The following is a 14702-nucleotide window of genomic DNA, read 5'->3' as shown; positions in this document are numbered from 1 at the left end:
TAATAACAATGAAATATATTTCGTCATTGATGCTGTCCTTGTGTTCAGTATTGGGCTTTTCGCAGACCATACTCTACCAGGCAGAAACGGCATCCCGGACGGTTCAGGATCCACAAACGGTGGTCATGGCCCAAGGGTTTCGAGCCGCGGGGAATGTTTCCAATCCCTTTGTAGCCAAGATAGGCCCGGCTACAGAAAATCCGGGTGGCGGCCCCACCAATTCAGGTGCCGGAGCCACTAATCCAAGTGGAACGTCCGCTCCGGATCAACAAAGTTTTCACGATACCAAAGGTAAAATTGAAGTAAACGGAGGCGGTCAGCTTCAATTTACTTTGCCTATTGCATTGCCTCCGGGTGTGAAATCTGTAGCCCCTCAATTAAACCTGATCTATACGAGTGGTTCCGGAAACGGAATGGCCGGATATGGCTGGAATTTAATGGGAATTACGTCCATTTCCAGAATGGGAAAGAATATCGACAAAGACAAGGAAGCTAAGGAAATCAAAATGGACTATTCAGATTACTACAGCTTCAACGGTCAGCGATTGATCTTAAAGTCGGGAGAATATGGGAAAGACGGTGCAGAATATGTCACTGAGAAATTTTCGAATCTTAAAATCAAATCTTTAGGAACCCGAAATGGAGTAGAGGGGCCAATGCTTTTCCACGTTACCTTTGAAGATGGCTCTCAGGCCTGGTATGGTGACACAGTATCAGATCCCGGACATGCGAGTGCAGCGAGAACTACCATGGAGTATAACATGGTAAAATGGATGGATGCCCAGGGTAATTATATTACTTATGAATATGAAAAAAATGCTGCTGTACCTACACAAACTTCAACATCAGGAGAAGTAACAAAAATTAAAACCGTTAAATGGGGAGGAAATGAAAAATTGAACAAACCTCATTTTAATGAAATTCAATTTAATTATAACCTGGACAGGACTGTAAAGGAACTTTCGTATCACCAGGGATATTATTATAATCAGGATAAACTTCTGACTGAAATTATTGTTAAAGCAAATTCTTCGGTTTTTAAAAGCTATAAAATCGCCTATACCAATAATAACACCAGTTATCAGTTTGTAGATACCATCACGGAAACCAATGCCAGTGGAGAATCTGCCAATCCGATTAAGTTTGACAGAAAAATTGATAATTCAACGATTAAAGGGAATGAAATTTCCAATAACTTGAATTTAGATAATAAGAATATTTCTGATTTTGACGGTGACGGAAATCTGGACTTATTATATTATCAAACAGCAAGAGATGGATATTATGAATGTCTGGATTACGATGATTATGGACGTTGTGAAAGAGAAGGGGATTATATTGAAGGTACTGTTGCAGGAACATATATAACCTATAATAACTTCTTCGGAGCGAATCCGATAAAAGTTTCCGATCTTAACCTTACAGGTGCTTTAGCGATTAATGCTACCTTGGCCAATGATAAGATGAGACCGGTGAAGTCTTTGTATACCCATAAGGTAGAATCCAATCAGATTAAATTTGATAAATATGTTCTTGATAACACGCAATACGTTCTGAATCAGACAAAGTTGGTTCCCTCATCATTATATGATAAAACATACGTGCAGCCAAGAGATAACCCTATGGACGGTTATTATGAAATAAAATCTTATGTTCAGGAATTCAGGGATGTAGATGTAAACGGAGACGGGCTTTCAGAAGTTTTGTTTTCGGTAGAGAACATGACTACTATATACCCTTATACCGGCCCGGTTATTGATCCTGTAACCGGACAAATAGGATTTCCTGATCCAAGTACTACTCAGCCACAATCATCCAGTCAATATGATTTTTATATCCTTAATCCTAATACATCAATAAATGATGCATATTTGGTGGGATCCGGACCAAGAGATCTTTTAAAAGAAGGAATCGCCATGGATTTTGATGGAGACGGAAAGGAAAATTTGGTGGAAGTAACAAGAAACTGGGTGAATAGCAATTTCTTTGTAGTTAATAGTGAAGGTAAGTATGAAATGCAAACCAATTATATTGGCTTTGACGGAGAAAAAGCAGGGATGGTTTTTGGAGACTTCAACGGAGATGGTAAGATGGACTTTATGGTTCCTCAGGGAGTTGAAACTTCCAACTGGAAATTATACATGAACCCGGGACAAATACTTCCTGCAGGTAGTAGTGCACTAACCTTCAGAGTACAGGATTTTAATAATTTTTCTTCCTATACGAAAGATCCTAAGATTGTAGATCAAACGTACCAGAGACAGGCCGCCATCTGGCATTTCGCCAAAGATTTGAATGGTGACGGGAAGAGTGATTTAGTTCGTTTTGAATCCCAGATTTTTAAAGCTCACAAATGTTGTAAGGACATAGATTCTAGAAGAGGTTTCAAAATTATGGAATCAACGGGAGTTGATGCCAACGGGAATATCAAATTTGAAACCAAATACGAAGAAGATTTATGGAATATGTACTCCGAAATTGATTCTCATTGGATTCCGATGAATGTATCACTTCGTATCAATAAAGAAGAAAATCATTTTTTTGTAAAGGTTGAAAATCACTTGTATCGTTACAGCTATTATGATGTAAAAAACAGAGAAAGAATTTATGCCATTAACCAAGGAGGTATCAAGACTGAAATTGTATATAATGAAATTGACGCCAATGATACAGCAACAGCTAAGTTTTATAAACCAACCACAGTTCAGACCTATCCATATGTTCAGGTGGAACATATGCCACAAAACTTTATTGTTACCCAGCTTAAGGAGGAAGGAAGAAAACAGGATTTCAAATACAGGGACCTGATTATAAATCTTCACGGGAAAGGAGTAATGGGATACAGACAGGCAGCCCGCTCTACCTGGTATGCAGACGGTTTTGAAAATACCAAAATATGGTCAGGAGCAGAAATAGATCCTTTAAATGATGGGGTAACCCTTAAAGAATGGTCTATCAAAACCAATGACGATAATAAGGTATTCCCTACAAATATTTCTGAAAACAACAATGAGCTTCTCAATTTTAAATCGATAAGTTATCAGAAAGATGAGTTGTTAAACGGACAGGTCATTGCAGGAAATAGTGGAGCAGACAAAGCAAAAATTGTCACAGCAAGGGTTCCTAAAACTACATTGACTAAAGAATTTTTGACAGGGGTAACCAATTCAAGTACGATTACTTATGGTGATTATTATCTTCCAGCACAGGTTGTATCTAACATCAATAATAATTATGGAATTACAACTTCGAATTTCGAGTATGATCATAATCCGTCAGGTACAAATTCTGATTATTTCATTGGCCGCTCAAAATCCAAAACAGATAAGATCCAGGCCTATGGAGATACCAAGTCAGCAAAAGTTGAATATACATACAATGGAAACTTATTAAAATCATCTAAAACCTGGAACAGGGATAATTCCGAATATGTCCTGAATACTTATGATTATGATGGCTTTGGTAATGTGGTTAAAAAGGTTGTTGGTAACAGTGTAGATGCGATCACACAAACTACAATGTCAGTATATGATCCTAAAGGAAGATTCGTTATTAAGAAAACTGATAACCTGGGATTGGAAACCACTATTGATTATAACAATTGGGGGCAAATTACATTACAAACCGATCCCCTTGGAAATACCCTTGAAAATACCTACGATAGTTGGGGAAAACTCTTAAAATCTAAAACCAATCTTGGAGGTACTACCACCTATCAATATACAAGAGATACTAATTCCAATATTGCAATTATCCAATATGATGCTGACGGAAATATTTCAAAGAAATATACCAACAAACTTGGTCAGGAATATAAAAAAGTAACAAAAGCTTTTGGAGTTAATAAATACATTGCAGTATATACCGTATATGATAAATTAGGAAGAAAGATCCGTGAAACAGAGCCTTATTTTGATCAGGCATCAGAAGAATTGCCTGCTAATATTCAATGGAATGTTAATACCTACGATGATACTGTTTATCCTACAAAGGTTACCACTACAGGATTAGCCAAGGTTGATGGCCAGGGGCTTATTACTTCATTTACAGGAAAAAAAATGGAGTCTTATATCTCTGGAAATATTACTTCCGTAAAAGAAGTTAACGGGTATGGAAGAACCACTACCAAAACTACAGACGCATTAGGAAAAGTAGTTTCTACAACAGACAAAGGTGGAACTGTTATCTTCTCATACAATGCGGTAGGAGAACAAATTAAAGCACAATACGCTGAAAATATTGTCACTACAAAATATGACAATTGGGGGCGTAAGTCAGAACTTAATGATCCTTCCAACGGAGTATACAAATATGAATACAACGGATTTGGACAGCCTAAGAAAACCATCAGTCCAAAAGGAACTAAAGAATTTACTTACAATAACTTCGGTCAGCTTATTACACAAAAAGAAATCTCTACCGTCGATGGGGGCCAGGCTACCGATAAAACCATTACGTATACCTATGATAATAAAGGAAGGGTAATTTCCAAAAATGGAACTTCAAAAGGGAAAACATATGGTTCTACAGCAACATATGATCCACAGGGAAGACTTTTGGCTACATCGGAAAGCAGTAACGATAAGTATTTTATCCAGAAAGGAATTACTTATGATGAAAAAGATAGGATTGTTTCTTACGAAAAAAGCTTATACTCTTCAGGAGTACTGACAAAAGTAAATGTTGAAAATGTCTATAATGACTGGAACGGGGAATTGTATCAGATCAAAGATAAAAATTCAGGAAAGATCTTATGGGAATTGAAAGATACCAATGAAAGAGGGCAGATTCTTAGTGCCAAGCTAGGGGCAGCTGTTATTGGTAATACTTATGATGTTAATGGATTCTTAACAAAAGTAAATCATTCTTCACAGGTTAAATCAGGAATTCTGGATTTAGGATATACTTTCGATGGAGTAAGAAATGAGCTGAAAAGCAGAAGAACTACAGGTGATTTTAATATCATTGAAGAATTCACCTATGACGACAATAACAGACTGGTAAGCTGGACAGATCCTGTAACAGGGACTAAACCTAATAACCGAAATGTTTACGACGCCAAAGGAAGAATCCTGGAAAATGATCAGGTAGGTATCATAAAATATGGAAATACTGCTAAGATCTATCAACCAACAGGAATGACATTAAATGCGGCCGGAACTCAGAATTATAATAATGACCTGATTCAAACTGTAGTTTATAATGAGAATAATGACCCGGTATTTATTGATGGAGAAAAAGGAGATGTAGCCTTTCAGTATGGTCTTACAAAAATGAGACAACGAGTTACCTTTGGAGGAAATTTCTCGGCAGACAGCGATGGGAAGTTTACAAAGTTTTACAGTGAAGACGGAAGCTTTGAAGTGGTAAAAGATAACACAACCGGTAAAGAGAAACATGTTCTTTATATCGGAGGAACACCATATGAAAGTAACATTGTTTATTTGAAAAACTATAATGAAACCGGAGGCTCATATAAATTCTTGCATAAAGATTATCTTGGAAGTATCCTAGCCATCAGTGATGAGGCAGGAAATAAATTAGAGCAGAGACATTTCGACGCTTGGGGTAATTTTACTCATTTACAGATAGGTACAGGAGCTATTATCACAGATAAAAATATTATCAATGCTGCTTCCTTATTATTGGAAAGAGGCTATACTAGCCACGAACATTTTGCAGAAGTAGGAATTATTCACATGAACGGCAGATTGTATGATCCGTTATTAAGAAGATTCTTAAATGCAGATGAAAATATTCAGGATCCGACCAATACACAGAACTACAACAAATATGGATATGTATTGAATAATCCTTTAATGTTTAATGACCCTACAGGGGAGGAACTTGTAACGTTATTTGCAATTTCTATGGCAGCTATTGTAAAAGCTATTATTATTGGAGCAGCTGTAGGACTGGCGGCATATACGTTAAGTCTGGCTGTCACTGGTAATTTTGATCAATGGAATTTACTGGGAGCCTTTAAGGCCACCTTTACCGGAGCCATATCAGGAGCTGTTACCTTTGGAATAGGGAGTTTATTCTCCGGTGCAGGCGGATGTATTACAGCGGCCGCGCAAATGATTAAAGAAACTGTTGGACAAATCGGTTTTGTGATGATTCAGGCGGGCACGCACGCTATTGCACAAGGGATCTTAAGTTCTGTACAGGGAGAAAACTTTCTGGCTTCAGCAGCATCAGGTTTCTTAGGAAGCTTAGGAGCAGCAGCATTTGGAGCTATTGCGAAAGATTTTGCACAAAAAGCAGCTGGTCAGATACTATTTGGAGCCATCTCCGGTGGAATAGGATCGGAGCTTGCTGGCGGAAACTTCTGGCAGGGCGCTATTATTGGAGGAATTGTTGCCGGATTAAATCATACCATGCACGATCAGAATCCGTTTGGCTTTGGAGATGATGACGATGATGATAAAATTATCAGCAAATTAACTCCTGCTCAGAGAAAGCAGCTAGAACAGATTAAATCCGGTACTTCATTAACAAAAGATATGCTTGAAGAAACAGGATTAGGTAAAATTTTAGATAACTGGGTGGAAAAAACGCCTCTCGGAAAAAATTTAAAAGTAAGTGCCCTTGATTATTTAGAAATGGGTGGTACTATTTATTATGATCACAAATTGACTCAGTTTAACGGAATCACTAAAAATGAATTTAAATTCAGATTTGTTAAAACCACTTCTAAAGGTCTTATTACAGCACATTTTGGTAGTTTGGCAGCAACAGCTGTTGGTGCCGAGTATGGTGCTACAGTAGGAGGCTGGGTTGGAGCTGCTGTTGGAATAGGAATCGGATTCTATATGGATCAAACGTATTTTAGAGCTATTAAATATTTTGATAACTTTATGACTCGTTTTGGTGGTTACATACAGAGGCAAGCTGTTTATAATATGCATAGAGGATTTTAAAAATGGAAGTTAAAAAAGAAGTATTAAGAAAATTACCTACATCAGGTTTATTACAATATGTAAATAAAGATAGTAAGTATGTGTCTCTGGCCGTAAAGTATGCTTATGAGATATTAGAAACTGAAAGAAATGTGCAGTTTTCAGATGAAGAGATAAAAAGAATAGAAGAACTTATCGCTTATAAAGAGCGTCAGGAAAATGATCACTTTAAAGTAGATCAGAATATTCTGGAAACCAGTTCTGAAACTGAAAAATACCCTATTCTTTTCTCTAAAAATGATATTGTATTGGCTTCAACCGTTATTAACCCGATCATTGGCGGTATTTTACTTTTTATTAATTTGAACAAAGTAAATCAGGTAAAGCCCAAAAGTATCTTTTTAATCATCACATATCTCATTGCCGCTTTTATAGCTATTTTATTATATAATACTTATTTTTCAGATCTTATAAATAATTTTATTATTGAAAATCTGAGTGGCTATTCAAAAAACAGATACTCGGGATTAACATTTAAAATTGCTTTTAAAATGCTTATTAATTTTTTACTGATAAGTTTTTTATGGGATCAGATTTTTGATAAACAGATGAAGTATAGAATATACAGTGCTACAATTGGTATTGTCATTTTTGCAGTCATATATTTATTTATTATTCCTATGCTTTTACATTAAATCAATATGTGGATAATTAAAAAAATGTATCTAATTAAATAATATTTCTTATACCTTAACACTTAGAAGCTATCCGCCGTAAAGGGGATAGCTTCTTTGTTTATTTAAGACAAATTAGAAAAAACTTCTATAGGTAGTTAGCAGGAATAATATAACCCATCTTATGAGGTGGGTTTTTGTTTTTTAACAAAAATAATTAAAATCATATTAATATGATTTTATAAAAAAGTTAAATTGCATTCTGAAAAACTCAAAATTATGAAAGCGAAATTATTATCAATTATTGGAGTAATGCTATTTTGATGATTGTTTTCCATGACAATATAGTCACTTAGCTAAATATTATACAGATTCTTCAGGAGTAGTAAAACTTAATCTCAGTAAAGATGAGAGATACAGTTTTATGACTTTCGGAGCCAATCATGCATTTGGTTCAGATGAGTATAAAAAAGGAGAATTAAAAAATAACCAGCAGGTTGTCATAGAAGTTGTCCCTCCGGACAAGAAACAATTTAAAATTGAAGAATAATTAAATTCTGAAAACATTCTTATGATCAGATAAATAGTGATCCGCCTCAAATTTTTGAGGCGGATTTTTTTGACTTATCCCATGAATAGCAATAGTAGTCAATAAATAGGGTGAGATTTTTTTGCTGATGATAAAATACGCTTCAGAATCATTTTATATTACAACATGCTATTGATGACAAGGTTTTAAGTGTTAATTTTATAGCTTGAAAATGCATATATGTATTCCATATAGTGATGGTTTTATTTCTTTACTAATGGAATAAGCTTGATACACTTTATGACCGTATTTAAAAACAATGCGATTACTTGAAGTATTCCGAAGTACTAATTAAAATATTCTGAATATGTTATTGTGATTTATAAAAATAATATTTGGAGGATCAGTCTGGTGAGGTTGGAATATTCATGCCTATATCATTTAAATATAACGCAAAGGTTTCTCTATTCTTTCTAATTATGTTAGGGAAGCAAAGGGTGGAACCAACTTCATTGATTCTTTCTAAGCGCATGCATATCCATAAAGCTTCATCAGCGACTTTGTCGCTTTCTTAGCTCCCTCATCAATAAACACTTGCATCCTGCCTTTGCGTTTTGTAAAACTTTAGAATACAGCTTAGAGATTTAAAAGACAAAACCCTTTTTCTCTTCAGATTGACCAACTTTCTTTTTATCAAAATGTTAATAAAATAAGATTTCAGAATGAAAAAACATTCAATTAAAAAACAAAAAACCATCCTTGAAAAAGGATGGTTTTTGTAGACTCACAGGGATTCGAACCCCAGATGACTGAACCAAAATCAGTAGTGTTACCGCTACACCATGAGTCTCTGTTTGTTTTAGTGGTGCAAATTTACAGCTTTTTTCTTTACATACAAGAACTTTTTGATTTTTTTTTTAAATTTACTGTAGAATTTATTTACCGAAAACATGCTGATAGACTTCAATAATCTCAATATTAATACATTATATTTCAATACGGAATTTGAAAAAAAAGTTGAATCTTTTTTAAAAGATTGGCTTACTGATGGGGAAACGGTTAAAGTTCAGACTTCCGGTTCTACCGGTATCCCTAAAATCTTTGACATTGAGAAAAGCAAAATGCTCAATTCTGCAGTAATGACCTGCAATTTTTTAGGATTAAAAGAAGGAGATACAGCCTTGCTATGCCTGCCAGTAGAATATATCTCCGGAAAAATGATGGTAGTACGTTCAATAGAAAGAAAATTAAGATTAATAATCACAGATCCCTCTTTGAATCCTGTTAAAAATCTGGAAGATGAGATCGATTTTTGTGCCATGACTCCACTCCAGGTCGAAAACTCATTAGATAAACTTTATCTCATTAAAAATCTTATTATTGGAGGAGCTGCTGTTTCGGAAAGCCTTAAAGACAAAATTATCCATAGGAACCTTGGCCCTTCAAACCGTATCTTTGAAACCTACGGCATGTCAGAAACACTTTCTCATATTGCCTTAAGACAGCTCATGCCGGAACCGGAAGATTATTTCACCGCTTTTCAAAATGTTTCGGTTTCATTAGATGAAAGGGAATGTCTTACTATATTTGCTCCCAAAGTTAATGACGAGGTTTTACAAACTAATGATTTAGTTGAAATTAAAAATAATAATCAATTCAGGTTTTTAGGGAGGATTGATAATGTGATCAACTCAGGTGGTGCGAAAATTTTTCCCGAAACACTGGAAGCCTTAGTTAAAAAAGAAATTCCAAATGAAGCCGTATTTATTGGGATAAAAGACGAAAGTTTGGGTCAGAAATTGATGTTGATCATAGAAGGAGAGGAATCAGAATCTCTTATGAAGAAAATTTCAGAAATTCCTTTTGAAAAAAGTTTCCATAAACCCAAAGAAATTATTTTTACCAGTGAGATTCCAAGAACTCCCAACGGAAAAGTGAACAGAATAGAACTCCATAAAATGATAAATAGGAATTAATAGGTAAACACCGGCTATTTGATTTCTGTGATCACAATTTTATAGTATGAAAAATTTTTCAAAAGAACTCAGTTTTAAAACTTCCAGAAGCAGCGGAGCTGGCGGGCAGAATGTCAATAAAGTAGAAACTGCTGTTACTGTACTTTGGAATGTTCAGGCATCAGAATTTTTTAATGAAGATGAAAAGGTATTGATCCAAAATAAATTAAAAAACAGAATCAATGCTGACGGGTTCCTGTTTCTGACGGTTTCTGAAAGCAGAACCCAGCTGATGAATAAAAATAAAGCCATTGAAAAAATAACAGAGATCGTACAAAAAGCATTGATTGTTCCTAAAAAGAGAACCGCAACAAAACCTTCCAAGGCACAAAAGCAAAAAAGACTAGATAGTAAAAAGAAACTTTCCGATAAAAAGGAAAACAGAAGATTTAAATTTTAATGGTCTGTTTTCATGAAAAGTCTTATCTTTTCGCAAAAATTCAAAATGATGAAAAAACTAATGCTATTGGGAGCTATTTCGACTTCCTTACTTTCTTTTGCCCAACGAAAATTTTCATTTATCCCATCGGTAGGATACGGATGGAGAGTCGCTGAAACACCTTCTGGTTTTTCAAAACAAGAAAAAGATTATATCAAAGGCTTAAAAAGCGGCCTTCACTTTGATCTTTCTGCTTACTATCACATCAACAATATCGGAATCGGATTAAAGTTTTCCAATTACAGTGCTTCAAGTAACGGAATATTATCAACCCGTGATTCTCAAGGAAATTATTTTTCTTTTCCCGTAAGTACACATGATAATATTACTTTCATTGGACCATCCATCATGTATTCCAACTACAATGAGCCCACCAACCACAAATTGTTTCTTGATGCGGCAATAGGTGTTATTTCCTATACAACCAAAACAGGAAATGTCAAAGGTACCGGTTCCAATCTGGGGCTGGATGCTGGCTTCGGATATCAATATGCTTTGTCTGATAATATTTTTATCGGACCAAAACTGAGTATAACCGCAGGAACATTAAGTAAAATGAAGATTAACGGACAAACTTTAGACCTGCCGGATAACCAAAAAGAAGGTCTGACAAGAGTTTCGTTAAGCGGAGTCGTTACATTCCGTTTTTAAGTTCTATCTTTGTTACAATTAAAAAATAACACTATAATGACAGCAACAATCTTTTTATCAGCAGAGCGCCGACGATCATTGTTGCTGTCATTACTTTATCTGCATACAGATTCTTTTCTGAAAAGTTCAAAGGACTTTATCAATTAAGCCCTGTCAGGATCCAAGACAGGGGAATACTCCGGATTTTATTTATTGTTTTTGCGGTTTTCCATAGAAGAAGGCATAGCTGTGCCTGCGTTCTCATTGGATCTTCGGAAAATAACTGCACGTTAATCCTAAAAAATTGAAAAATGTCCGAACAAATTATCGTAACTACAGGAATTTACGATGCTATAAAAGATACACTCAGAAGAAAGAAAGTAAGTATACCTGAAGAAAAAAGGCTTGCTGAAGAATTGAGAAAAGCTAAACAGGTGTTGAGAAGAGATTTACCTAAAGATGTAGTAACAGTCGAGAGAAAGGTAACTTTAAAGGATCACACCCTTGATGTTGAACATGAATATATTTTTGTACCCTCTACCAGAGAAAAACTAAAAAAGAATAAGCACTCTATACTTTCTGAAATTGCTCTTGCTGTAGTCGGCTATAAAGTTGGTGATATCATCGACTGGCCTTTTAAAGACGGAAACAGAACCATTGAAATCATGAAAGTAGAAACCTGGGAAGGATAAAACTTTGTCATATAGGGTCGATTTACAAAGAAAGCGTAGTCCATATTGGGCTGCGTTTTCTGTTTTTATCTGTCATACTTTTCATAGCGGCGAACAGTTGTTATCAATATAGTAATAAAAATTATATATTTCTATGTTCCTATGTCGTTCGAAATTTTAAAGCCACATAGGACCATGGAGCTTCGGGAATACATTTTTTTTCTGGTACAATTACGTATTAATAAAAGAAATTCAGACATCCGTCCGAAACAGCTATCGTGTACATAATAAAGAAAAAAAACCTTTGCGTCCTTCCGTTTATCCAACAAAAAGTAAATCAATTAAACATATTCAAACCTGGGTATTTAACAAATGATAAAAAAGCACCCCTTTACAATACTTTCTTCAAGTGCTTGGGTTGCATTCCGTTTTTAAGTTTTATCTTTGCAAAAATTTAAAAAATGAGCAAACCGATAACTGAATTCATAGAAAAGTACTACCTGCACTTCAACGCAGCTGCATTGGTGGATGCTTCTAAAGGATACGTTGCCCATCTTAAAGATGGCGGAAAAATGATGATTACTTTGGCTGGAGCAATGTCTACTGCTGAATTAGGGAAGATTCTTGCTGAAATGATCCGTCAGGGTAAAGTAGATTTTATCTCTTGTACAGGGGCTAACCTTGAAGAGGATTTGATGAACCTTGTAGCACACTCTCACTATGAAAGAGTTCCTCATTACAGAGATTTGACTGCTCAGGATGAGTGGGATCTTTTAGAAAGAGGTCTAAACAGAGTTACAGATACATGTATTCCTGAGGAAGAAGCTTTCAGAAGATTACAGAAGCATATTGTAGAAATCTGGAAAGATGCAGAAGCTAAAGGAGAAAGATATTTCCCACACGAATATATGTACAAAATGATCCTTTCTGGAGTATTGGAGCAGTATTATGAAATTCCTAGAGAGAACTCATGGATGATCGCTGCTGCTGAAGCAAACTTGCCAATCGTAGTTCCGGGATGGGAAGACTCTACAATGGGTAACATCTTTGCTTCTTACTGTATCAAAGGAGAGCTAAAAGCAACTACAATGAAATCAGGGATTGAATATATGACTTACCTTGCTGACTGGTATACTAAAAATTCAGGAGGAAAAGGAGTCGGATTCTTCCAGATCGGTGGAGGTATCGCAGGAGATTTCCCAATTTGTGTAGTACCTATGTTGTATCAGGATATGGAAATGCATGACATTCCTTTCTGGTCTTATTTCTGCCAGATTTCTGACTCTACAACATCTTATGGTTCATACTCCGGAGCAGTTCCCAATGAAAAAATCACCTGGGGTAAACTGGATATCACTACACCGAAGTTTATCGTTGAAAGTGATGCAACGATCTGTGCACCATTAATGTTCTCTTATATCTTAGAAAATTAAGAATACCATTCTCCACAGAGATTAAAATAACAGCGCTTCAAATTTTTGGAGCGTTTTTTTTGTAATACGCAGGGTCCACAGATAATAATTACTTGCTGGAAATCATAAAGACGATGACTTTTCAGTTCTCATCTGCATAAGCTGCTTCATCTAAGGGAATACAAAATCAATCCAATGAATTGACTAACACAAAATAGCGGTAAGCTAAAATACCTTTTTCAATTTTCGATAATTGATTAGGATCCTTATTACTCAACTTCGGAAGGATCTTTTTATTGATCACATTCAGCAATCTGAAAAACGATTTTTTCATATCTTTATCTTTTAATGCAGTATTAATTGTGATAGTTCAAAAATGATGCAAACATTAAAAATGATTTTCCAAATTGGGAGGATGCAAAAACAATAATTATGGACGAAATTTTCAAACAACAGGTATACGATGTGACCAGACTTATTCCAAAAGGAAGAGTTTCCACATATGGTGCCATAGCCAAGGCTGTAGGCTATCCTAATCATTCCCGTCATGTAGGAAAGGCTATGGGAGGTTGCCCTGAAGATGTTCCTGCCCATCGTGTCATTTCCAGTTCAGGGACATTATCTGTTCCGGAGTTCCAGAAGAGATTGGAAGCGGAAGGAATTACTGTGGAAAATCTGAGGATAAAAGGTTTCAAAAAATTGTTTTGGGACCCGATAGATGAGCTGTAATTAATTTTTCTTTCGGAGACAGAATCATTCTTATTATAAAATAAAATATTCGGATTTCATTGTTCTTCAAGAGAATCTCGGAATCAGAAAAAAAATATCACCCATACCATTGATATGAGTGATATAAATATTGTTCCAGTCCGACACTCTATTTTTATTTTTTTACTCGTGTCGAAGGGCTTTGAGAACCTTTTGATTCCTCTTTCAGTCTTTCGTTTTCTTCTTTTAACAAGGCAATATATCCTTGTAAATTTTCAATGATAGCTCCCGGAATATTATCATAATTATTCTGATTAGTGATTGCACCTGCAGATCGGTCATTAAATACAGGATGATCATTATTAACAACTACTGCTGCGATCTCTTCTTCGTAAATATCTTCTAAGGGAACATCTAAAAAACGGGCTATTTTGTTCCACTCATCAGGAATAATTTTTACATCACCACTTTCTTTCCTGCTGTAATTAGATACATCTGTAGCGATAAAATCTGCTACCTGCTGCTGGGTATAGCCTTTTTGCTTTCTAATAAGTCGTAATTTTTCTTTTTGCATGACCTACATTTTATACAAAAATGGCAAAAAAGCTCAATGTATACAATAGAAAACCGGAAAAATGTAGGGTAAACTAATGAAGGCGAATAGAAATTATAGAAAAGCTTTATAATATGAATCTAAATTAGATCAATTGTTAATGATTTTT

The 14702-nt window shown here is 35.3% G+C and carries 10 protein-coding genes and 1 tRNA gene; 8 read left to right on the top strand and 3 right to left on the bottom strand.

The genetic code is table 11. The features are described from left to right. The first annotated feature begins 8 nt into the window (after window positions 1-8). Together H3Z85_04195 and H3Z85_04190 are read left to right on the top strand one after the other, a co-directional pair. Complete coding sequence (locus H3Z85_04195; GenBank protein QPQ52659.1) at window positions 9-6923, top strand: VCBS repeat-containing protein; 6915 nt, start codon at window positions 9-11, stop codon at window positions 6921-6923. A 2-nt stretch (window positions 6924-6925) separates the two neighbouring features. Then, window positions 6926-7597, top strand: coding sequence for a hypothetical protein (locus H3Z85_04190; GenBank protein QPQ52658.1), 672 nt, complete (start codon window positions 6926-6928; stop codon window positions 7595-7597). A gap of 1287 nt (window positions 7598-8884) precedes the next feature. Here H3Z85_04190 and H3Z85_04185 read toward each other — a convergent pair. After that, window positions 8885-8955, bottom strand: a tRNA-Gln gene (locus tag H3Z85_04185). Between the two features lie 100 nt (window positions 8956-9055). On the opposite strand from H3Z85_04185, the gene H3Z85_04180 reads away from it, so the two are divergent. The 5 genes from H3Z85_04180 to H3Z85_04160 all read left to right on the top strand — a co-directional run bounded on the left by H3Z85_04180 (window position 9056) and on the right by H3Z85_04160 (window position 13293). Beyond that, on the top strand, window positions 9056-10081 hold the full coding sequence (locus H3Z85_04180) for an AMP-binding protein (GenBank protein ID QPQ52657.1): 1026 nt from the start codon (window positions 9056-9058) through the stop codon (window positions 10079-10081). Window positions 10082-10127: 46 nt separating this feature from the next. Further along, window positions 10128-10520: an aminoacyl-tRNA hydrolase gene (gene arfB, locus H3Z85_04175; protein ID QPQ52656.1), complete on the top strand. Its 393-nt coding sequence runs from the start codon at window positions 10128-10130 to the stop codon at window positions 10518-10520. Window positions 10521-10565: 45 nt separating this feature from the next. Then, window positions 10566-11210, top strand: a complete 645-nt coding sequence (locus tag H3Z85_04170; GenBank protein ID QPQ52655.1) for an outer membrane beta-barrel protein — start codon at window positions 10566-10568, stop codon at window positions 11208-11210. 290 nt (window positions 11211-11500) lie between these two features. Then, window positions 11501-11881: a GreA/GreB family elongation factor gene (locus tag H3Z85_04165; protein ID QPQ52654.1), complete on the top strand. Its 381-nt coding sequence runs from the start codon at window positions 11501-11503 to the stop codon at window positions 11879-11881. Between the two features lie 440 nt (window positions 11882-12321). Then, window positions 12322-13293 carry a deoxyhypusine synthase family protein gene (locus H3Z85_04160; protein ID QPQ52653.1) on the top strand — a complete coding sequence of 324 codons (972 nt, stop codon included), beginning with the start codon at window positions 12322-12324 and terminating at the stop codon, window positions 13291-13293. 166 nt (window positions 13294-13459) lie between these two features. Here the strand turns inward: H3Z85_04160 and H3Z85_04155 are convergent, their stop codons facing one another. Next, a complete protein-coding gene (locus H3Z85_04155; protein ID QPQ52652.1) occupies window positions 13460-13606 on the bottom strand; it encodes a hypothetical protein in 147 nt (48 codons plus the stop codon). Between the two features lie 98 nt (window positions 13607-13704). On the opposite strand from H3Z85_04155, the gene H3Z85_04150 reads away from it, so the two are divergent. Then, the gene (locus H3Z85_04150; GenBank protein QPQ52651.1) at window positions 13705-14001 is read left to right on the top strand and encodes an MGMT family protein; all 297 of its coding nucleotides are present in this window, start codon (window positions 13705-13707) and stop codon (window positions 13999-14001) included. Window positions 14002-14155: 154 nt separating this feature from the next. On the opposite strand, the gene H3Z85_04145 is transcribed toward H3Z85_04150, so the two are convergent. Further along, complete coding sequence (locus tag H3Z85_04145) at window positions 14156-14554, bottom strand: helix-turn-helix transcriptional regulator (GenBank protein ID QPQ52650.1); 399 nt, start codon at window positions 14552-14554, stop codon at window positions 14156-14158. Window positions 14555-14702 lie beyond the last annotated feature (148 nt).

Source organism: Chryseobacterium indologenes, from assembly GCA_016025055.1.
GTDB classification, from domain to species: domain Bacteria; phylum Bacteroidota; class Bacteroidia; order Flavobacteriales; family Weeksellaceae; genus Chryseobacterium; species Chryseobacterium indologenes.
The sequence above is the reverse complement of the archived record's forward strand: the minus strand, read 5'-3'. Positions and strand labels throughout refer to the sequence as shown.